Origin of the sequence: Streptomyces sp. CA-106110 (genome assembly GCF_050936285.1) — a bacterium.
In the GTDB taxonomy this organism is placed as follows: Bacteria; Actinomycetota; Actinomycetes; order Streptomycetales; family Streptomycetaceae; genus Streptomyces.
This window is the reverse complement of record NZ_JBNJNB010000001.1, coordinates 7,711,456-7,731,864: the sequence shown is the minus strand read 5'-3', so window position 1 is coordinate 7,731,864 and position 20,409 is coordinate 7,711,456. Positions and strand designations below refer to the sequence as shown.

Annotated in this window: 14 protein-coding genes and 2 pseudogenes; 13 read left to right on the top strand and 3 right to left on the bottom strand. The window is 71.4% G+C overall.

The genetic code is table 11. The features are described from left to right. Positions 1-21: 21 nt before the first annotated feature. From ACQEXA_RS35600 to ACQEXA_RS35575, 6 genes are all read left to right on the top strand, one after another. Positions 22-768 carry a demethylmenaquinone methyltransferase gene (locus ACQEXA_RS35600; protein WP_432927960.1) on the top strand — a complete coding sequence of 249 codons (747 nt, stop codon included), beginning with the start codon at positions 22-24 and terminating at the stop codon, positions 766-768. Further along, positions 765-2,048 (top strand): geranylgeranyl reductase family protein, encoded by a 1,284-nt coding sequence (locus ACQEXA_RS35595; RefSeq protein WP_432927961.1) that lies wholly within the window; start codon positions 765-767, stop codon positions 2,046-2,048. The genes ACQEXA_RS35600 and ACQEXA_RS35595 overlap by 4 nt, the downstream gene beginning before the upstream one ends. A gap of 349 nt (positions 2,049-2,397) precedes the next feature. Continuing rightward, a complete protein-coding gene (locus tag ACQEXA_RS35590) occupies positions 2,398-5,343 on the top strand; it encodes an alpha/beta fold hydrolase (protein ID WP_433132061.1) in 2,946 nt (981 codons plus the stop codon). Further along, positions 5,340-6,203 (top strand): ABC transporter permease, encoded by an 864-nt coding sequence (locus tag ACQEXA_RS35585; RefSeq protein WP_359399218.1) that lies wholly within the window; start codon positions 5,340-5,342, stop codon positions 6,201-6,203. The genes ACQEXA_RS35590 and ACQEXA_RS35585 overlap by 4 nt, the downstream gene beginning before the upstream one ends. 145 nt (positions 6,204-6,348) lie before the next feature. Beyond that, positions 6,349-7,848, top strand: a complete 1,500-nt coding sequence (locus ACQEXA_RS35580) for a YfbK domain-containing protein (protein ID WP_432927965.1) — start codon at positions 6,349-6,351, stop codon at positions 7,846-7,848. A 130-nt stretch (positions 7,849-7,978) separates the two neighbouring features. After that, positions 7,979-9,898, top strand: a complete 1,920-nt coding sequence (locus ACQEXA_RS35575) for an AMP-dependent synthetase/ligase (protein ID WP_433132059.1) — start codon at positions 7,979-7,981, stop codon at positions 9,896-9,898. 88 nt (positions 9,899-9,986) lie between these two features. Here ACQEXA_RS35575 and ACQEXA_RS35570 read toward each other — a convergent pair whose 3' ends face one another. Beyond that, a complete protein-coding gene (locus ACQEXA_RS35570) occupies positions 9,987-10,394 on the bottom strand; it encodes a rodlin (protein WP_433132057.1) in 408 nt (135 codons plus the stop codon). A gap of 66 nt (positions 10,395-10,460) precedes the next feature. Here ACQEXA_RS35570 and ACQEXA_RS35565 point away from each other — a divergent pair. The 6 genes and pseudogenes from ACQEXA_RS35565 (at position 10,461) to ACQEXA_RS35540 (ending at position 15,730) form a co-directional block, all read left to right on the top strand. Continuing rightward, positions 10,461-11,689: pseudogene (locus ACQEXA_RS35565) on the top strand (IS701 family transposase). 291 nt (positions 11,690-11,980) lie between these two features. Beyond that, positions 11,981-12,317: pseudogene (locus ACQEXA_RS35560) on the top strand (rodlin); the annotation flags it as partial. Positions 12,318-12,683: 366 nt separating this feature from the next. Further along, complete coding sequence (locus ACQEXA_RS35555; RefSeq protein WP_433134695.1) at positions 12,684-14,105, top strand: IS4 family transposase; 1,422 nt, start codon at positions 12,684-12,686, stop codon at positions 14,103-14,105. A 101-nt stretch (positions 14,106-14,206) separates the two neighbouring features. Beyond that, positions 14,207-14,398 (top strand): chaplin, encoded by a 192-nt coding sequence (locus tag ACQEXA_RS35550; RefSeq protein ID WP_359399255.1) that lies wholly within the window; start codon positions 14,207-14,209, stop codon positions 14,396-14,398. Positions 14,399-14,548: 150 nt separating this feature from the next. Next, positions 14,549-15,151 carry a chaplin family protein gene (locus ACQEXA_RS35545; RefSeq protein ID WP_433134693.1) on the top strand — a complete coding sequence of 201 codons (603 nt, stop codon included), beginning with the start codon at positions 14,549-14,551 and terminating at the stop codon, positions 15,149-15,151. Between the two features lie 378 nt (positions 15,152-15,529). Beyond that, complete coding sequence (locus ACQEXA_RS35540) at positions 15,530-15,730, top strand: helix-turn-helix transcriptional regulator (RefSeq protein WP_359399228.1); 201 nt, start codon at positions 15,530-15,532, stop codon at positions 15,728-15,730. Positions 15,731-15,865: 135 nt separating this feature from the next. On the opposite strand, the gene ACQEXA_RS35535 is transcribed toward ACQEXA_RS35540, so the two are convergent. Together ACQEXA_RS35535 and ACQEXA_RS35530 are read right to left on the bottom strand one after the other, a co-directional pair. Beyond that, complete coding sequence (locus ACQEXA_RS35535) at positions 15,866-16,909, bottom strand: zinc-dependent alcohol dehydrogenase family protein (RefSeq protein WP_432927972.1); 1,044 nt, start codon at positions 16,907-16,909, stop codon at positions 15,866-15,868. A 100-nt stretch (positions 16,910-17,009) separates the two neighbouring features. Next, positions 17,010-19,232, bottom strand: coding sequence for an MMPL family transporter (locus tag ACQEXA_RS35530; protein ID WP_433134691.1), 2,223 nt, complete (start codon positions 19,230-19,232; stop codon positions 17,010-17,012). A gap of 232 nt (positions 19,233-19,464) precedes the next feature. Here ACQEXA_RS35530 and ACQEXA_RS35525 point away from each other — a divergent pair, with 232 nt between their 5' ends. Then, on the top strand, positions 19,465-20,154 hold the full coding sequence (locus ACQEXA_RS35525) for a TetR family transcriptional regulator (protein ID WP_432927974.1): 690 nt from the start codon (positions 19,465-19,467) through the stop codon (positions 20,152-20,154). Positions 20,155-20,409 lie beyond the last annotated feature (255 nt).

Here is a 20,409-nt window from a genome sequence, read left to right as displayed (position 1 = left end):
GACAGATCTGAGGAGCGGTCGGTGAACCGTGCGACTCTCGCCAAGAATCCGGATGACGTCACGCGCATGTTCGACGAAGCGGCACACCACTACGACCGGACCAACACGCTGCTGTCCGGCGGCCGCGACAGGGTGTGGCGCGCCCGTACCCGGGCGGCACTGGGCCTCCGCGCGGGCGACCGATGCCTCGACGTCGCCTGCGGGACGGGGGTGTCCACCGAGGAACTGGCCAGGTCAGGAGCCACGGTCATCGGCATCGACCGCTCGCCGGGGATGGTCTCCCAGGGCGGTGGCAGGTCCGTGGACATCCGTGTCGGGGACGCTCTGTCGCTGCCCTTCGAGGCACACGCCTTCGACGCCGTGACCATCATGTTCGACCTGCGCAACGTGGTCGACCCGGTGGCCGCGCTGCGCGAGATGGCACGGGTCACCCGGCCCGGCGGACGGCTTGTCGTCTGCGAGTTCAGTCACCCCGTCTGGCCGCCGTTCCGCACCGTCTACCTGCGCTACCTGATGGGCGGCCTGCCGCGGATCGCCCGCAGTGTCTCCAGCAATCCGGCCGCCTACACCTACCTGTCGGACAGCATCCTCGCCTGGCCCGACCAGCCCCGGCTCGCCACGATGATCAAAGAGGCCGGCTGGGGACACGTCGCCTGGCGCAACCTCACCGGAGGCATCGTCGCGCTGCACCGCGCGACCGTCCCGCAGGCGTCCGACGCGTCCGCGTCCGGCGCGTCGGGGTCCGCACCGGGGGAGCCACGAACGTGAGGGGTCCGGAACGGATCGACTCACAGGTGCTCGTCGTGGGGGCCGGTCCGGCGGGATCGACGGCCGCGTACCACCTGGCGCGGCAGGGTGTGCACGTGGTCATGGTCGAAAAGGCGGTCTTTCCACGGGAGAAGGTCTGCGGGGACGGGCTGACCCCGCGCGCCGTCCGGCACCTCGTGCGCATGGGCATCGACACGTCCGCTCCGGGCTGGAGCCGCAACCGAGGGCTGCGCTTCGTCTCCCGCGGAGTGGTCCTCGAGGTCGACTGGCCCGAAAGCGGCTCATTCCCTGGCTACGGCCTCACCCGCACCCGGCACGACTTCGACCGGATCCTCGCCGAGCGGGCGGTCGCGGCGGGTGCCGTGCTGCACACGGGGACCAAGGCCGTCGAACCCGTCCAGGACGCGAGCGGGCGGATCACCGGCGTCGTCGCCGTGGGCCCCGAGCGCAGGCCCCTCACGTTCAGCGCGCCGGTGGTGATCGCGGCGGACGGCGTCGCCGGACGACTGGGCCTGGCCATGGGCGTCACCCGACTGGCGAGCCGTCCCGTGGGCACCGCTGTGCGCCGCTACTACCGCAGCCCCGTCAAGCACGAGGACCCCTACCTGGAGTCCTGGCTGGACCTGCGCCGCCCGGACGGACGGATCCTCCCCGGCTACAGCTGGATCTTCCCCATGGGCGACGGCCGGGTGAACGTGGGCCTCGGCGTCCTCAACGACTCGCGCACCGGCGCCACCGACGTCCGCAAGATGCTCGCCCCGTGGCTCGACCGGACCCCGCAGGAGTGGGGACTGCACGACGAGAGAAGCGCCGACGGCCCGCTGCGCGGCGCCGCACTGCCCATGGGATTCAACCGCCTGCCGCACTACCACCGCGGTCTCCTGCTGATCGGTGACGCGGGAGGCATGGTCAACCCGTGCAACGGCGAAGGCATCGCGTACGCGATGGAGTCGGCGGAACTCGCCGCCGACCTCGTGGCCCAGGCCGTCAGCCGGCCCTCGGGGGTTTCCCGTGAACAGGTTCTCAGCGGCTACCGCCAGGAGATCTCCACCCGCCTCGGCCGCTACTACCGCCTGGGACGGGGCTTCTCCTCGCTGATGGCCCGTCCGATGTTCACCAGCCTGGTCACCCAGAACGCGGTGAAGTCGCCGCGCGTCATGGGTGCCATGGTGCGGCTGCTGTCGAACCTCTCCGACAGACCAGGGGCGGACGCCGTGGACCACCTGGTCAACTCCATGGTCCGCGTCATCCCCCGGGACCGGCGCCTCACCTTGGGGTAACCGCGGCTGACGGAACCGCCAGGGGTGGCTGCGCCTTCGTCGCGGGCCGGGGAGAGACGGTGGCCGGCCGCGGTCGTCGCTCAAGAACCGCTCGGCCCGTTCGGTACGCACGAGCCGGTCGAAGGGTCCCCCGCGGCGGTCAGGAACCGCTCGGCCTGTTCCGCGCGCGGGCCGGTCGACGAGCTCCCGGTCACGGCGACTTCCGCGGCGGCCGTGGCACGGCGGTTTTCCTCCGGCCTTCACGTACCACGCCTGCGGTAGGCGGCAGCGGAGCCGTACGCCTCCGGGAGGGCAGCGGTTCAGCCCGGCGGCTGCTTCGGTTGTCGGTGCCGGGCCTTACCGTTGACGCATGGATCTTCGACTGCGGGCAGTCCGGGGGCTGCGCCGAAGGACCGTGGCCGCCGTGGCCGCGGTCCTCCTCGTACTGGCCGGTGCCGGCACGTGGACGGCCGTCGCCTCGGACGACGCGCCTGCCGTGCACCGCGCCGACAGGCTCATGGACATGGGCGGCGGAGTCCGGATCGACACCTCGTACTTCACCTCGGGATCCGGTGGCCGCCGCCCGGCCGTCCTGCTGGCGCACGGCTTCGGCGACAGCAAGAAGGACGTCGAGGGCCAGGCCGAGCAGCTCGCGCGCGACGGGTACGCGGTGCTGACCTGGTCGGCACGCGGATTCGGCAGGTCCACCGGGAAGATCGGGCTCAACGACCCCAAGGGCGAGGTGGCCGACGTCTCGAAGCTGATCGACTGGCTGGCGAAGCGGCCCGACGTCCAGCTCGACAAGCCCGGCGACCCGCGCGTGGGCATGGCGGGCGGGTCGTACGGCGGTGCCATCTCGCTGCTGGCCGCGGGGTACGACCACCGGGTGGACGCGATCACCCCGGCCATCACCTACTGGAATCTGGCGGACGCCCTGTTCCCGAACGGGGTGTTCAAGAAGCTGTGGGCCGGCGTCTTCATGAACTCCGGCGGCGGCTGCGGCAGATTCACCACCGAGTTGTGCCGGATGTACGACCGGGTGGCCGAGTCCGGGATGCCCGACGCGCAGGCGCGGGCTCTGTTGGAGGAGCGGTCCCCGTTCGCGGTCGGCAAGGACATCAAGGTGCCCACGCTCCTGGTGCAGGGTCAGTCCGACTCACTGTTCCCGCTCGGCCAGGCCGATGCGGCGGCCAGGGCGATCAGGGCCAACGGCGCCCCCGTGGACGTCGACTGGATCGCGGGCGGGCACGACGGCGGGGACCTGGAGACGAGTCGCGTACAGGCGCGCGTCACGGCGTGGTTCGACCGCTATCTGAAGGACAAGACGGGTGTCGACACCGGCCCTGCCTTCCGCATCACCCGCACCGGCGGCTTCAACTCCACGGACGGCACGATCCTGCTCCGGGGCGCGAGCGGGGACCTGTACCCGGGGCTGGAGAGCGGCCGGAGGACGGTCTCGCTCAGCGGTCGGCAGCAGAGTTTCGCGAACCCGGCGGGTGCCAACCCGCCCGCTGTCTCCGCGCTCCCCGGTCTCGGCGGCCAAGGCGGCCTGTCCCAGCTGTCGTCGCTGGGCATCGGGGCGTCGCTGGACTTCCCCGGGCAGTACGCGCACTTCGACTCACAACCCGTACGCGGCGACCTGTGGATCACCGGCTCGCCGACGGTGACCGTCCATGTGACGTCGACGAGTGACGACGCCGTCCTGTTCGGCAAGGTGTACGACGTCGGGCCAGGCAGCGTCCAGCCGGTCCTGCCCTCACAACTGGTCGCCCCCGTCCGGGTGACCGGCGCCAAGGCCGGCAAGGACGTCACGCTGACCCTGCCCGCGATCGACCACGAGGTGCAGAAGGGGCACCAGCTGCGGCTGGTCCTGGCCTCGACCGACCTCGGCTATGCCTCCCCGGCGGCGCCCGCCACGTACACGGTCGCCCTGAAGGGTGCTCTGGAGGTGCCGACGGCACCGGGTGTGACGACCGCGGCGGCCCCGCTTCCCTCCTGGGTGTGGTGGTTCCCGCCGGCCGGCGCGCTGATCGCCCTCGCACTGCTCCTGACGGGCCGCAGGCGCCGAACGGCCACCGCGCCCGATCCCGCTCTGGCCTCCGTGCCGCTGCAGATCACGGACCTGAGCAAGCGATACGCCGGCGCGGCGGACCGGTACGCGGTGCGGGACGTCTCGTTCCGCGTGGAGAAGGGCCAGGTGCTGGGCCTGCTCGGGCCGAACGGCGCCGGCAAGACCACGACGCTCCGCATGCTGATGGGTCTGATCAAGCCGGACGCCGGCGAGATCCGGGTCTTCGGCCATGCGATCCGTCCCGGTGCCCCGGTGCTGTCCCGGGTCGGCGCCTTCGTGGAGGGCGCCGGATTCCTGCCGCATCTGTCCGGCCGGGAGAACCTGGAGCTGTACTGGCAGGCGACGGGTCGCCCGCCCGAGGACGCGCATCTGGACGAGGCGCTGGAGATCGCCGGTTTGGGGGACGCGCTGGCGCGCGCGGTGCGCACCTACTCGCAGGGCATGCGTCAGCGCCTCGCGATCGCCCAGGCGATGCTCGGCCTGCCGGACCTGCTGATCCTGGACGAGCCGACCAACGGCCTGGACCCGCCGCAGATCCGCGAGATGCGCAAGGTCATGATCCGGTACGCGGCGGCGGGCCGCACGGTGATCGTCTCGAGCCACCTGCTGGCGGAGGTCGAGCAGTCCTGCACCCATCTGGTGGTCATGGACCGTGGGCGTCTCATCCAGGCGGGCCCGGTGGACGAGATCGTGGGCTCCGGCGACACGCTCCTGGTCGGTCTGGCCGCCGATGTCCCCGACCCGCTCGTGGAGAAGGTGGCCGCGCTGCCCGGAGTGGCCTCGGCGGTACGGACGGAGGGCGGACTGCTGGTACGCCTGGCGTCCCCCGCCGAGCCAGTCGTCGCACCGGGACGCCACCCGGAGCCGACCGCCCCTGCGGAGCCGATGACACCGGTCGGTGTGTCCGGGGCGGCGGTTGCCACCGATGTGCCCGCCGGGCCGATGGTGACCGGGGACGGTTCTGCCGGGCCGGACTCGCCCGCCGGAGTCTCCGTGGTGGCACTCGCGCTCGCCGTGACCCCTCAGGAGCCGATCGCCTCCGGGACGGTCTCCGACGAGCCGGCCGTGTCCGAGGGCTCCGGCGAGCCGGTCGTGACCGCCGTGCCTGCCGGGGGCACCGGCGGGTCGGCGGCGGCCGCTCGGCTTCTCGTCGAACTCGTCCGGCTCGAGGTGCCGGTGGCCTCGCTGGGTCCCCACCGGCGTCTCGAGGACGCCTTCCTCACTCTGATCGGAGGTTCCGCATGAGTGCGCTCGCCGAGCGGGCGGAGACGGCCGACGGTTACCGGGCGCGGCGGACGCTGCCCCTGCGGGTCGAGCTCGTCCGGCAGTTGAAGCGGCGCCGGACGCTCGTCATGGGCGCGATCCTGGCCCTGCTCCCCTTCGTGCTGGTGATCGCCTTCGCCATCGGCGGTCAACCCGGCGCCCGCAACGGCCAGGTCACGCTGATGGACACGGCGACCGCGTCGGGCGCCAACTTCGTAGCGGTGAACCTCTTCGTGTCCGCCGGGTTCCTGCTGGTCATCCCGGTCGCCCTGTTCTGCGGTGACACGGTCGCCTCCGAGGCGAGCTGGTCCTCGCTGCGCTATCTGCTCGCGGCGCCCGTCCCGCGGTCCCGGCTGCTGTGGTCCAAGCTCGTGGTCGGTCTCGGCCTGAGCCTCGCGGCCATGGTGCTGCTGCCGGTCGTCGCGCTCGCGGTGGGCACGGCGGCCTACGGCTGGGGACCGCTGGACATACCGACCGGCGGCTCCCTCGCCGCGGGCACGGCGGCCGGACGGCTCGCGGTCGTGGTGGCGTACATCTTCGTGTCCCAACTGGTCACCGCCGGGCTCGCGTTCTGGCTGTCGACCAAGACGGACGCGCCACTGGGCGCGGTCGGCGGCGCGGTCGGTCTCACCATCGTGGGGAACGTGCTGGACGCGGTCACCGCTCTCGGCCACTGGCGCGACTTCCTGCCCGCGCACTGGCAGTACGCCTGGGTCGACGCCGTTCAGCCGCGTCCGGAGTGGGCCGGCCTGATCCAGGGCACCGTGGTTTCCATAACGTACGCGCTCGTGCTGTTCGCGCTGGCCTTCCGGGGTTTCGCGCGCAAGGACATCGTGTCCTAGGTCAACGGAGGATCTCCCACCGGTCTCGGCGGCCGCCCGCCGTGGCCGGTTCGAGATCCATCCGCAACGCCCCGTACCGCACATCCGGGCCCCTTCCGCCGTCACAGTCACAGACGTCGACGTCAGCGGAGACAAGGGGGCACCCATGGGGGACTACCGGACACGACGACCGCACGGCACGCTGCTCGCGCTCATGATCGCGGGCGGCCTGCTGATCACCGGCTGCTCGGGCGGCGCCTCGGACCACTCGGGCAAGTCGTACGGCTCGGCCCCGTTCCCCGCACCCGCGTACAGCGCGGGGCGGAGTGACGGCCGGGAGAGTGCGAACCACCTCTCCACGTTCGCACTGGACGTGGACACCGCCTCGTACGGCTACACGCGCCGCACCCTCGCCGAGGGGCGTCTGCCGGATCCGGCGACCGTACGCCCGGAGGAGTTCGTCAACAGCTTCCGCCAGGACTACGAACGGCCGCGCGGCAACGGCTTCACCGTCACCGTCGACGGCGCGCGCACCGGCAAGGACGGCTGGTCGCTGGTCCGGGTCGGCCTCGCCACCCGCACCGCGCCGGAGGGCGAACGCCCGCCCGCGGCGCTGACGTTCGTCGTCGACGTCTCCGGTTCCATGGGCGAGCCCGGCCGCCTCGACCTGGTCAGGGACTCCCTCGGTATGCTGACCGACCGGCTGCGGGACGACGACTCGATCGCGCTCGTCACCTTCAGCGACGAGGCCAGGACGGTCCTGCCGATGACCCGCGTCGGCGGCCACCGCGCCCGCGTCCACGACGCGATCGACGAACTGCGGCCCACGAACTCCACCAACCTCGGCGCGGGTGTCCGCACCGGGTACGCCACCGCGGTCGAGGGTCTGCGCCCGGGCGCCACCAACCGGGTCGTGCTGCTCTCGGACGGGCTGGCCAACACCGGCGACACCGATGCCGACACCATCCTGGAGCGCATCGCGAACGCCCGCCGCGAGCACGGCATCACCCTCTTCGGGGTCGGTGTGGGCAGCGAGTACGGCGACGCGCTCATGGAACGCCTCGCCGACCGGGGCGACGGGCACACGACGTACGTCTCCTCCGACGAGGACGCCCGCAGCGTTTTCAGCGAGCAGCTGCCGCAGAACGTCGAGCTGACGGCCCGGGACGCGAAGGCCCAGGTCGCCTTCGACCCGCAGACCGTGGCGGAGTTCCGCCTCGTCGGCTACGACGACCGGCGCGTCGCCGACGAGGACTTCCGCGACGACCGCGTGGACGGAGGCGAGGTCGGCCCCGGCCACACGGTCACCGCGCTCTACGCGGTCCGCACCCAGCCCGGCGCCACCGGGCACCTCGCCACGGCGAGCGTCCGCTGGCTGGATCCCGGCACCCGCGCCCCGCACGAGGAGTCGGGGCAGTTGGAGACCGGCTCCCTCGAGGACGATGTGTGGCGGTCCTCGTACGGACTCCAGGTCGCGGCGACGGCGGCGTACTTCGCCGACGACCTGCGCCAGGACGCCGCGCACCAGGCCCCGCTCCCCGGCAGTCCGGGCCTCACCGCACTCGCGGAACACGCGGAGGGGCTGGCGGCGCGCCGGCAGGACACGGACGTACGGAGCCTCGCGAAGGCGATCCGGGAGGCGTCCGCACTGCGGGGCGTGGACTGACCCGTCCCCCGCACCGCGCGCCCTCGAACCGCACGATCTTTGTCCGCACCGTTGAAAATCCTTAACTCGCGAGTAAGTTGACTTCCAAGTAAGTACGCACGTCCGCACGCGAGCCGCGACCGGAGCCGTCATGAGCGTACGCAGGGATCTGAAACGGGCACGGAGGCGCAGCGACCTGGTGGACCGCGCCGGGGTCGAGCTGATCAGGGACGATGCGGGGACGGTCCGCGAGGTGCGCAGCGCGCCGATGGCGCCGCGCCCCTCGGCCGGCAGTACCGCCGACCTGCCCTTCACCAACGCGGCGGAGGCTCCCGGGGCGGTGGTGCTGCGCCGTCAGGAGGGCGCCACCTGGCGGCCGGTGACCGCGGCCGCCTTCGCCGCCGAGGTGACCGCCACCGCCAAGGGGCTGATCGCAGCGGGTCTCGAACCCGGCGACCGGGTCGCGGTCATGTCCCGCACCCGCTACGAGTGGACCGTTCTCGACTTCGCGATCTGGGCGGCCGGCGGACAGTCCGTTCCCGTCTACGCCACCTCCTCCGCCGAGCAGGTCGACTGGATCGTGCGGGACTCCGGAGCCCGCTTCACCGTCGTGGAGAGCGCGGAGAACGCGCACACGGTCGCGACGGCGACGGCCTCGCATCCGCAGCCGCCGCAGGTGTGGTGTCTGGACGAGGACGCCCTCGGCAGGCTCGCCGTCCTCGGCCGCGGCATCCCCGACGAGGAGGTGACCAAACGCCGTGCCGCGCTCACCCCCGACACGGTGGCCACGGTCTGCTACACCTCCGGCACCACCGGCCGCCCCAAGGGCTGCGTCCTCACCCACGCCAACCTGCACGCCGAGGCCGCCAACACCGTCGAACTGGTCCACCCCGTCTTCAAGGAGGTCACCGGCCAGGTCGCCTCGACCCTCCTGTTCCTGCCGCTGGCCCACATCCTGGGCCGCACCCTGCAGATCGCCTGCCTGATGGCCCGTATCGAGCTGGGCCACTTCCCGAGCATCAAGCCCGATGAACTGCGGCCCGCGCTACGGGAGTTCCGCCCCACGTTCCTGGTGGCCGTCCCTTATCTCTTCGAGAAGATCCACGACACGGGTCGTGCCACCGCCGAACGGATCGGCCGCGGCGCCTCCTTCGACCGCGCCGACCGTGTCGCGGTCAGCTTCGGCGCCGCGCACCTGAGGAAGTTCCTGGGCGGCGGCAAGGGCCCGGGCCCGGGGTCGTACGCGGCGTGGGCACTGTACGACCTGCTGGTCTACCGGCGGATCCGCAAGGAGCTGGGCGGCCGGATGCAGTACGCCATCAGCGGCGGCTCCCCGCTCGACCGGGATCTCAGCCTGTTCTTCTACGCCTCCGGGATCATGGTCTACGAGGGCTACGGGCTCACCGAGACGAGTGCCGCCGCCACCATCGTCCCGCCCCTCGGGCCCCGCCCCGGCACGGTGGGCCTGCCCGTCCCGGGCACGGCCGTCCGCATCGCCGACGACGGCGAGGTCCTGATCAAGGGCGGCGTGGTCTTCGGCGGGTACTGGAACAACCCCGCGGCGACGGACGCCGTGCTCAGCGGCGACTGGTTCGCCACGGGCGACCTGGGGGCGCTCGACCAGGACGGCTATCTCACCATCACCGGCCGGAAGAAGGACATCCTCATCACCAAGGGCGGCAAGAACGTCTCCCCCGCCGTCCTGGAGGACCGGCTGCGCAGCCGCTCGCCCGTCGGCCAGTGCATCGTGGTGGGCGACAACCGCTCTTATGTCGCCGCCCTGATCACTCTTGACCCCGAAGCGGTCGCCCACTGGCTCGCCGTGCGCAAACTGCCCACGGACACCCCGATGTCCGAGGTGGTCCGCGATCCGCAGATGCGCGCGGAGGTGCAGAAGGCCGTCGAGCACGCGAACCAGGCGGTCTCCCGGGCGGAGTCCATCCGCAGATTCGCCTTGGTCGAGGGCGAGTTCACGGAGGAGAACGGACTGCTCACCCCCTCCCTGAAGATCAAGCGGCAGGCCGTGACAAAGGCGTACGCGCGGGAGATCGAGGAACTGTACGGCGACTGAGGCCGTACGAGAGCCGTCGCACCGGCCCGAGCGCGCCAAAGGGGCGGCCCGCCGAGCCGCTCGGCGGGCCACTCCTGGTGTACCGGGCTCAGCTGTTGCCGGTGCCGTTGCCGGACAGGACCGGGATGTCGTCCAGGATGTGCGACAGCGGCTCGTCGCCCTTGGCCTGAGTGGAGTTCTCGGTGCACTGCTGGTTCTGCGGCGAGGACAGGACCGGGACGTCCTGGACGGCGACCGGTACGACGCCGACGCGCGAACCGGCGTTGACCTTGGCCGGCAGGCCGACACAGGGCTTGTTCAGGGAGCCCTGAACGAGGGCCATCTGGGGGCTCATGCTGCCGTACGTGGCCGAGTTGCCGTACTGCTGCGTGGAGCTGTTGCCGTTGGTGGACGTCGTGCCACCGTCGTCGCTGATCGCCAGCGCCTGCTGTGCGGCCGCCGCCGAGGCGCCGACAACGGATGCGGCGACTACCGCGGCAGCCATGAACTTCTTCATCACTTGCTAGTAGGGCTTGGTTACCTTGGGTGAGTAGCGGTGTGTCGTCTCTCGGAGGTGAGGGGAATGACACCGCAGGAGCTCACGGAGGCCCAACAGCGGTTGGAGTCGCTCGCGGCCGAGGTGTTCGGCTCGTTCGGGCGGGTGGATCAGCGGCGGTGGGGCGAGCGGTATGTGCGGGGGCTGCTGGGCGCGGGGCGGCGCAAGTCGATGGAGCCGATGGCCGCCCGGCTGGGGGTGGACCGGCAGGGCCTGCAGCAGTTCCTGGCCGACTCCCCGTGGTCGCACCAGATGGTGCTGGCCGAGCTGGCCTGGCGGATGGAGCCGGCCATCCACCCGGCAGCCTGGGTGATCGACGACGTGTCCTTCCCCAAGGACGGTCATGCCTCCCCGGGGTGGCCGCGCAGTACTGCGGCGCGCTGGGCAAGACCGCCAACTGCCAGGTCGCGCCGAGTCTGCACCTGGTCACCGACGCCGCCTCCTGCCCGGTGAACTGGCGGCTGTTCCTGCCCGCCGAATGGGATCCGGCCACCGCAGACGAGCCCGAGAGCGCCGTCCTGCGGCGCCGTCGGGCGCGCGTCCCCGATGAGGTCGGGCACGTGCCGAAGTGGCAGCTGGCCGTGGACATGGTCGACGAGCTGCGCTGCTGGGGCCTGGATCCGCCGCTGGTGGTGGCCGACGAGGGCTACGGGCAGGACGGGGCCTTTCGCCTGGCACTGGAGGAGCGGGAGATCGCGTATGTCGTCGGGGTGCGGTCGGATACCGCGGTGTTGCCCCAGACGGCGGCGCGCACCGCCCCGCCGTGGTCGGGCACCGGGCGGCCGCCGGTGCCCTGCTACCGGGACAAGCCGGTGTCGGTCCGCGAGATCGTGCTGGCCGCCGGGCGCGGCGCACGGCACCGCGTCACCTGGCGGCGCGGCTCGAAGGGGCCGCTGCGCTCGTACTTCGTCGCGCTGCGGGTCCGGCCGGCCGGAGCGCGGGTCCGCCGGGCGCACCCCGGTGAGGACCTGCCGGTGTGCTGGCTGCTGGCCGAGTGGCCCGCCAAAGAGCCGGAGCCGACCAAGTACTGGCTGTCCACCTTGCCCGCCCACGTTCCCCTGCGGCGCCTGGTGCGGCTGGCGAAGATCCGCTGGCGGGTCGAGCACGACTACCGGGAATTGAAGACCGCCCTGGGGCTGGGCCACTTCGAGGGACGCACCTACCAGGGCTTCCTGCGACATCTCACGCTGGCCTCGGTGGCGCAGGCGTTCTGCACCCTGGAGCGACTGTGCCCGCCAGCACCGGCCACGGTCTGACGATCTACCAGGTCGTGGCCGGGCTCCAAGTCCTCCTCGTCTGCTGGGCCGGGGCGTGCCCCACCTGCCGAAGACCCTGGCCCTGATACGACACGCTCGCCCCCTACCTGACCAAGCCCTACTAGTCCCTTCTGGAGAAACCCCGTCCACCGGAGCGCTCTGGACAACTACCAGGCGATCTCTTGGTTGCTCCCATTCACTCCGATGGTCCATACGGAGGAGTGGAACAGGGCCGCGCCCCACCTGCGGAATGGCCGAATCAGCCGCCGTGGACCGGCCCGTCCGGGTGAATTGCCGAAACCACTCCGAGGGGGCCGGGTTGGTGGCAGAGCAGGACCATGGATCTTGGCCGGGAAAGGTACGGGAAATGTTCCGCAAGGGAATGGCCGGCGTCCGCAGCAGCCGCTCGTCCGGGGCTCGCTCGACAGGCTCTGCGTAGGCCCGCCGGCGAAGGAGAACGCCGGGTCGCTCGTGGGTCTCGTGCCGGTCGCGGCCCAGGACGTGCCGGTCCTCGGCCGCGCAGAACCAGCGGTGCGCCGGGAACTCGACCCGGGCCAAGGGTGACGAATCGTTTTCGCACCTCGTGAACGACATCCCGGTCCTGGCGGGCAACGGTACTGGCAACAGCCGAAGTTCGGGCTGCACGCGGCTGCCCGCAACGAGCAGGCCGGTGACGAGTTGGGGCGTGCCCTAGAGCAACTCCCCATCCTGCTCGGTGCATTGCCTCGACTCTTGCGGGATCGGATCGATCCCCGATGCGCTTTGCGTATGAATTCACCGGCGGCGTTCGGGTGAATTAGTTGGCGCATGCAGTTCGGGAGTTGCTTCAGCCGCCTATTCCTCGTTTCACAGTGTGCAGGTCGTGCGGCGAGCTGTTCAAGTTGTGCTCGCTCGGCTCCGGCCAACGTCGCTTGGATAGTCTAAGATCGCCTATCATCTCGCTCTTGTGTCGAGGGGTCACATAGCTGGTGAGACGTACCCGGAGCGGATCCGGATGGGGCTGCTGTCGCGGACCTTTACGCCCGAGTTGGTTGACTTTGTGGTTGACGAGGCTGGGGCGCGGGAGGAGCGGACTCGGTCCTTGCCGTCGCGGCTGGTGGTGTACTTCGTGCTCACGATGTGGCTGTTCACGGGAAACGGATACGGGCTGGTGCTGCGGGAGTTGGTGGAGCATTGGCCGCGTCGACGGGGTGAGGAGTGGCGGCCGGTCGGCACGGGCTCACTGACGTTGGCCCGCCAGCGAGTGGGGCCCGGTCCGCTCCGGTTGTTGTTCGACCGGGTCGCAGGGGCGAGCGGGAGTCCGGCCACCCCCGGTGCCTTCTGGCGTGGCCTGCGCCTGGCTTCCCTGGATGGCTCCCTGCTCGACGTGCCGGACAGCGAGGCGAACGCCGCCGCCTACACCCGCGCCTCCAACGGAGGCCGGCCCGGTCCGTATCCGCAGGTACGGCTGCTGGCACTGGTGGAGTGCGGCACCAAGGCGATGATCGGCGCGGTCTTCGACTCCTTCGCGGTGGGTGAGCGGACCCTGGCACGGCGCCTGCTGGTGCACCTGCACACGGGGATGCTCGTGATGGCCGACCGAGGCTTTCCCGCCTTCGGCCTGTGGCAGGCCGCCGCGGACAGGGGCGCCCAACTCCTTTGGCGCGTCTCGGACTCCTTCACCTTGCCGGTGGATCACGTCCTGTCGGACGGCACCTACCTCTCCCACCTCAACGGCCCGCGCGGGGCGCGGATCACGGTGCGGGTGATCGAGTACACGGTGCTGACCACCACCCTCGATAAGGACGGGGCGAGCGGGGAGACCTCCGAGCTGTTCTGTCTGATCACCACGCTGCTCGACCCGGCCTCGGCGCCCGCCCGCGAGCTGGCGGAGCTGTACACGGCGCGCTGGACCAGCGAAACGATCTTCAAACACATCAAAATCGAGCAGCGCGGCGGGCGAACCGCCACCCTCCGCTCGAACAGCCCCGCCATGGTCGAGCAGGAACTGTGGGCCATGCTGTGCGTCTACCAGGCCCTCCACCAGCTGGCCGCCGATTCCGCCCACCGCGCCCACCTCCCCGTCTCGCACATCAGCTTCAAGCAGACCCTCGCCGCCGCCCGACGCTCCGTCGGCGCGGACTTTTCCCCTCGCCAGCTGACCGCCAAGGTCCGTGACGTCCAGGACGACCTGATCCGCGAGGCCGTCAAGCCCCGCCCCGGACGCGCCGCACCCCGCGCCACCAAGCGCAGCGGCACCGGCTACCGCAGCCTGCGACCCGACGAACCGGCCACCACCCACGTCACCCACACCATCGAGCTCCAGCTCTTCCCCCAAGACCAACGCCCCGCACCACCGAACAGCCCAGCCATCCCGCAGATCACCACATATGACGAGACGTCGCCTCCGCCTCGACAGATGGCATCAGCTGCCTAAATCAAGCGACGTTGGGCACCGGCCGTCACAGGGGCACGACCGCACAGAAGGGAAACCACGTGAAGCACAAGAAGAGCGCTGCCGTTGTCGCCGGCGCCATCATGGCCCTGGGAATGGCTGCTCCGGCGATGGCCGACTCGGGCGCCGAAGGTTCCGCCGTCAACTCTCCGGGTGTTCTGTCCGGGAACGTCATCCAGATTCCCGTGCACGTGCCCATCAACGCGTGCGGTAACACGGTCAACGTCATCGCGCTGCTGAACCCGGCGTTCGGCAACGCGTGCTCCAACAGCTGACGTCATAGCCGCCGCGGCTGATGTCCTCACTCACCAGCCGCCCGGCCGTGTCAGGGCCGGCCCTGGACTGCACTTCACGGCTCCAGGGCCGGCTTTCCCACTACTACCAGCAGGAAGACAACTAGATTGCGACAGACCCTGAGCAGGGGAATGGTCGCGGCGGCCGCCGCGACGGGCATCCTCTCCCTGTGCGGCAGCCCGGTGCTCGCGGACTCGCAGGCCGACGGCACCGCGGCCGGATCACCGGGCGTCGCGTCCGGCAACACCGTCCAGGTCCCCGTGCACATCCCGGTCAACGTATGCGGCAACACGGTGAATGTGGCCGCGGCGCTGAACCCCGCGTTCGGCAACTCCTGTGCCAACGGCGGCCCCGCAGCGCAGGCGGCCCCTGTGCAGCAGGTCCCCTCCGTCCCGGCGCAGACCCCCCGTGACAGCGGTTCCAGCTGCGCCCCGTGCTCGAGCGGCCCCGGCACGGCCCAGCCTGGTGTCGGCGTCTCGCACACACCGGCGCAGGGGACCAGCCAGACCGGCCAAGAACACCCCGCGCAGCCCAGCGTTCCCCAGCAGCAGCCGAACACGCCGGAGATCGGCGTGCCGGCGGTCAACTCGCCCAGCACGCAGACGCACGTGGCGCCCGCCGCCCTGGCCGAGACCGGCAGCGAGGGTCTGCTCGCGGCCTCGGCGGTCAGCGTCGCGATGCTGGCCGGCGGGCTCATCCTGTACCGACGGGGCAGGACCACGTCCCACCGCTAGCGGGCCGGTGCCGGGCACCTCGCGCGCCCGGCACCCGCGCCGCACAATTCCTCCTCACGGCACGGCCCAGGGGCGGTAACCCATTCACATGGGTGCCGCCCCTGGGCCGTATCCGTGTGCGGAACTCGGAGGTGGGTCCGGGGCGGCGAAGACGCCGTTGACGGCCCCGAATTCATCATCCGTGTCACAAAGAACTCCTCCGTGTCACACATGTCCCGGATACGCGGCCCTTCCGTCACACCCGGTTCACAAGCCCTGTCCGCTTCGCGAGGTGCCTCGTTGAGGGAGCACAGGCTTTGTGATCGCCAGCGCAGCGCCCGGCTCCCCCGACGACCTCCCCCAGGTCGCCGCCGCGGCGCGCGCGGGGAGGTGCTGCTGATGACCGAACGTCGTCTCTGGTCCTACAAGGAGATCGCCGCGCACATCCGGGTGCAGCCGGACACCGTGAGGTCCTACCGCAAACACGGACTGCTTCCGCCACCCGACCATGTGGAGGGCGGAAAGCCCTACTGGTACGCCGACACGGTGCGGCACTGGGTGGCCTCCCGCCCCGGCAATCGCGGCCGCGGAGAGACCTGACTTTCCGGTTCGCCGAACGACCCGCCCCACGCGGGGCGGGTCACTCGTCCGTCGTCGCCTTCGCGGCCGTGCCGGGTGCGTAGCTCCGGGGGCCGGAAGGGACCGCGACGACCCGGCCCGTCCGTCGAGGACGTCTCAGATCCACGGTTCGATCACCGTCACTCCGTTGCCCGGGGTAGTACCCATCGCTGCCAGGGCCCCGGGGGACGCGCTCAGCGGAATCGTCGAGGTGACCAGGAGGTCGGGGCGCAGGGCGCCGGAGCGGACCAACTCCAGCATGGGCGGGTAGGTGTGGGCCGCCATGCCGTGGCTGCCGAGGAGTTCCAGCTCCAGGGCGATGGCCCGGGACATGGGCACCGGGGTCGTACCAGTCGTGGACGGCAGCAGGCCGACCTGGACATGGCGGCCGCGGCGGCGCAGGCCGTTCACCGATGCGGCACACGTCGCCGGGGAGCCGAGTGCGTCAAGGGAGACGTGGGCACCGCCGCCCGTCAGGGCGCGGACGGCCTCCGCCGTGTCCTCGGTGGCCGTGGCGTCAAGGCACTCGGCCGCCCCGAACTTCCGTGCCAGGTCGAGGGCCTGAGGCGATACATCGACGGCGACGACCCTCGCACCACACGCCGCCGCGATCATCACCGCCGAGAGGCCGACACCGCCGCAGCCGTGCACCGCGACCCACTCCCCCGCCGCAGCCCGGCCCTGCTGGACGACCGCACGGTAGGCCGTGGCGAACCGGCAGCCCAGCGACGCGGCCGTCCGGAACGACATGTCCTCGGGGACCGCGACGAGATTCACGTCCGCGTGCTCCAGCGCCACGTACTGTGCGAAGGAACCCCACTGCGTGAACCCCGGCTGGGTCTGCCGCTCGCACACCTGCTGGTCGCCCGCCGCACAGGACGGACAGCTCCCGCAGGCGCAGACGAAAGGCACCGTGACCCGGTCGCCGGGCCGCCACCCGGTCACTGCGGCGCCCACCTCCTCGACCACACCCGCCAGTTCGTGGCCTGGCACATGGGGAAGGGTGATGTCCGGGTCGTGTCCCATCCAGCCGTGCCAGTCGCTGCGGCACAGGCCCGTCGCCTCGACGCGCACCACGACACCGTGCTCGGAAGGCTCCGGGTCCGCCACCTCGCGCACCTCGGCCGGCTCTCCGTACCGCTCGAACACCACCGCACGCATACGACCGCACCTTCCGCCCGCGTCTGCGATCTCCGGGTCCGGGCCCGGACCCGGACCCGGACCCGGACCCGGACCCGGAGATCATCCCTCCGGCGGAACGCTAGCCGCGCGCCCCGGCCTTGTCGCGGTCCCGGTCGGCCTCGGATTCCTGGACAACGACCGCCAACGGTTCCTCCTCGTGCAGCCCGAACCGCTGGTGGAAGCGCCGCAGCGGTGCGGGAGCCCACCAGGTGGCCCGGCCGGTCAGTCGCATCACCGCCGGGACCAGCAGGCTGCGCACGACCATCGCGTCCATCAGGACCGCCAGCGCGATGCCCAGACCGAGCATCTTGGTGTTGGTCACCCGTGAGGTACCGATCGCGACCATCACCACCGCCAGGATGACCGCCGCCGCGGTGATCAGCCCGCCGGTGCGCTGCAACCCGAAGCGCACCGCCTCACGGTGGTCGCCCGTGTGGTCGTACTCCTCCTTGATACGGGACAGCAGGAAGACGCCGTAGTCCATGGAGAGACCGAAGGCCACGCAGAACATCAGGACCGGCAGCGTCGTCTCGATCGAGCCTGGACTGGTGAAGCCGAGCAGGCCCGACAGATGCCCGTCCTGGAAGACCCAGACCACCGCACCGAACATCGCCGTGAGACTCAGTGCGTTGAGCAGGACCGCCTGCACCGGAATCAGCACGCTGCCGGTGAGCAGGAAGACCAGGAGCAGGGTGACAGCGGCGATGACGGCCGTCGCCCAGGGCAGCCGCTCGGCGATCGCGTGCTTGGAGTCCACCAGGATCGCGGCCGTGCCCGTCACCGAGGTGTCGAACGGGGCTCGGACGCCGCGCAGTTCGCCGACCAGCCGCTGCGCTCCGGAGTCCACCGCCTCGCCCCTCGGCTGGACCGTGAAGTACGCCTTCTCGCCGCTGACCAGCGGTCCGTCCACCCGCTGCACCTCGGGCAGAGCTGCGACGCGGTCCTTGTAGGCGGCGTACTGCGCCGGGGTGGCCCGTCCCTCGGCGAGCACCTCCAGGGCGCCGCCCGGGCTGCCCGGGAACCCGTCGCGAATGTGCTGCTGCACCACATGGGAATCGGCGCCCGAAGGCAACTGACGGTCGTCCGCCGTGCCGAACTTCACGCCCAGGAAGGGCAGTCCGAGGATCACCAGGCCGACCGTGGTGGCCACGGCGAAGATCGGAGCACGCCGCATCACGAGCGCCGCCATCCTACCCCAGCCGGTGCCCTGCCGGGTCTCCCGCGGGGCCCCGCGCCTGAACAGCCGCCTCAGGTCGAGGGCGTTCACCCGGTGGCCCAGCAGCACCAGGGCCGCCGGGAGCAGGACCAGGGCTGCCGCCGCGGCCAGGAGCACCACCGCGATGCCGGCGTAGGCGAAGGAGCGCAGGAAGTACTGGGGGAAGACCAGCATCGCGGCCAGGGAGACGGCCACCGTCAGGGCGGAGAAGAGGACCGTACGCCCCGCGGTGCGCAGCGTCACGGCGACGGCGCTCAACGGGTCGCCGTCCGTGGACAGTTCCTCGCGGAACCTGCGCACGATGAACAGCGCGTAGTCGATGGCGAGGCCGAGACCCAGGGCCGTGGTGAGGTTCAGCGCGAAGACGGACACGTCGGTGAGCTCAGTGAGCCCGCGCAGCACGGCGTTGGTGCCGAGGATGGCGACGATGCCGATGCCCAGCGGCAGCAGGGCCGCGACCGCGCTGCCGAAGACCATCACCAGCAGCACCAGGGTGATCGGCAGGGCGATCAGCTCCGCCCGTGCCAGGTCCTCCTGGATCGTCGTCTGCATCTCGGAGCGCACGGCGACCGGGCCGCCGACCTTCACCGTCACCGGGCCGTGTGCTCCCCGGTAGGAGGGCGCGATGCGGTCCAGGGTGTCGCTCGCCGCCTTCTCCTCGCCCGTGATGTGCGCCGCTATCAGCGCCTCGTGGCCGTCCGCGGCGCGCAGCGCGGGCGCGCCCGACTTCCAGTAGGAGCCGACTCCTGTGACACCGCGCTCCGAGGCGAACCGCGCGGTCAGACGCTCGGCCTCGGCGGCGACCGCCGGATCGTCCACGGACCTGTGCCCGGAGTCGACGAGGAGCAGCAGATTGGGCTGTGAAGCGGGGAACTCACGCTCCAGCGCCGTGGTCGCGTACGTGGACTGGGCGGCCGGGTCCTGCCAGCCGCCGCTGCCCAGCCGGTCGGCGACCCCGCTGCCGGCCACCACGGCCAGCGCGGTGAGCAGCAACGCGACGAGCAGCGACAGCCGGGGCCGCGCGGTCACGAAGCGGGTCCAGCCGCCGGGCCGCGCACCTCCCGGTCCTGTACCCCCGGGGTCCATGCCCGGTTCGGATCCGCCCCCTTCGTCGCGCCTGTCCCGGCGAACTGTGTTGTTGACTTCGGCCATGATGCGGTGTCCCCTTCACCGTGACCCCGCATCCTGTACGTCCGTGCAGGGGGCATGGGTCGTCCATTGCACATAGACTGGAAAACACGAGTCTTCGCTCGCGTTCCAAGAATGCGAGCGACCGCTCGCGTTTGTCAATCGCGTTCCGAGAAGCTGGGGATAACGCGTGCCCAAGAGTCAGCAGACGGAGGGGCCGGTCACCGGGCCGGCCACGGAACCGGCCGAGCAGCAGCCGCAGGAGACCAGGCCGCGCCGCCGCCAGGCGCGCGGCGAGCGCCGCATCGCCCAACTCCTGCAGGCCGCCGCCACGGTCTTCTGCCGCACCGGCTACACCGCCGCGAGCACGAACGCGATCGCCCGGGAGGCCGGCGTCTCCCCGGGCACGCTGTACCAGTTCTTCCCGAACAAGGAAGCGATCGCGATCAGCCTCGGCGACGAGTTGCTGCGGCAGTGGCAGGAGTCGCAGGACCGGGCCCTCGCCCAGGAGAACCTCGGGCTGCCCCTGGCCGAGATGCTGGACGCGACCCTCGACCCGTTGATCGCCTTCAACGTCGAGAACCCCGCCTTCGCCGTCCTCCTGCACGGCCCCGACACCCCCGGACCGATCGCCCAGGAGCACAACACCCTGCACGAGGCCTCGCTCACCCGCATCGAGCAGATGGTCGCCGGCTATCTGCCGACCACACCGTCCGACGAGCGCTCCCGGACCGCGAACATGGCGCTCGCCCTCTTCAAGGCCGGCCTCGACCTGATCATGTCCCACGAGGGCGTGGAGCGGGAGGCGTACATCGCCGAGCTGAAGAGCGTGATGTACCGGTATCTGGAGCCGCTTCTGGGCGACAAGCCCAGCCCCTGAGGCCGTCGCGCGGCCGCCGGGCTCGGCACGGCAGCCGCGCCCGCGTGGCAGCCCCACCCCGCGGTCCCGACCCGGCTCAGACCTCGCCCCGCCCAGCCCCGGCCCCACACCGCGACCCCGCCCCGCCCGCCGATCCACGCGCCGGCCCCGCGCGGCAGATGACCCCGCGCGGCAGCCCAGGTCCGCAGCCCGGCCCCGGCACGCCGCCGCCCGGCCCCGCGCACCGGACCCCAGGCCCGAGGAGCGCGCCCGCGA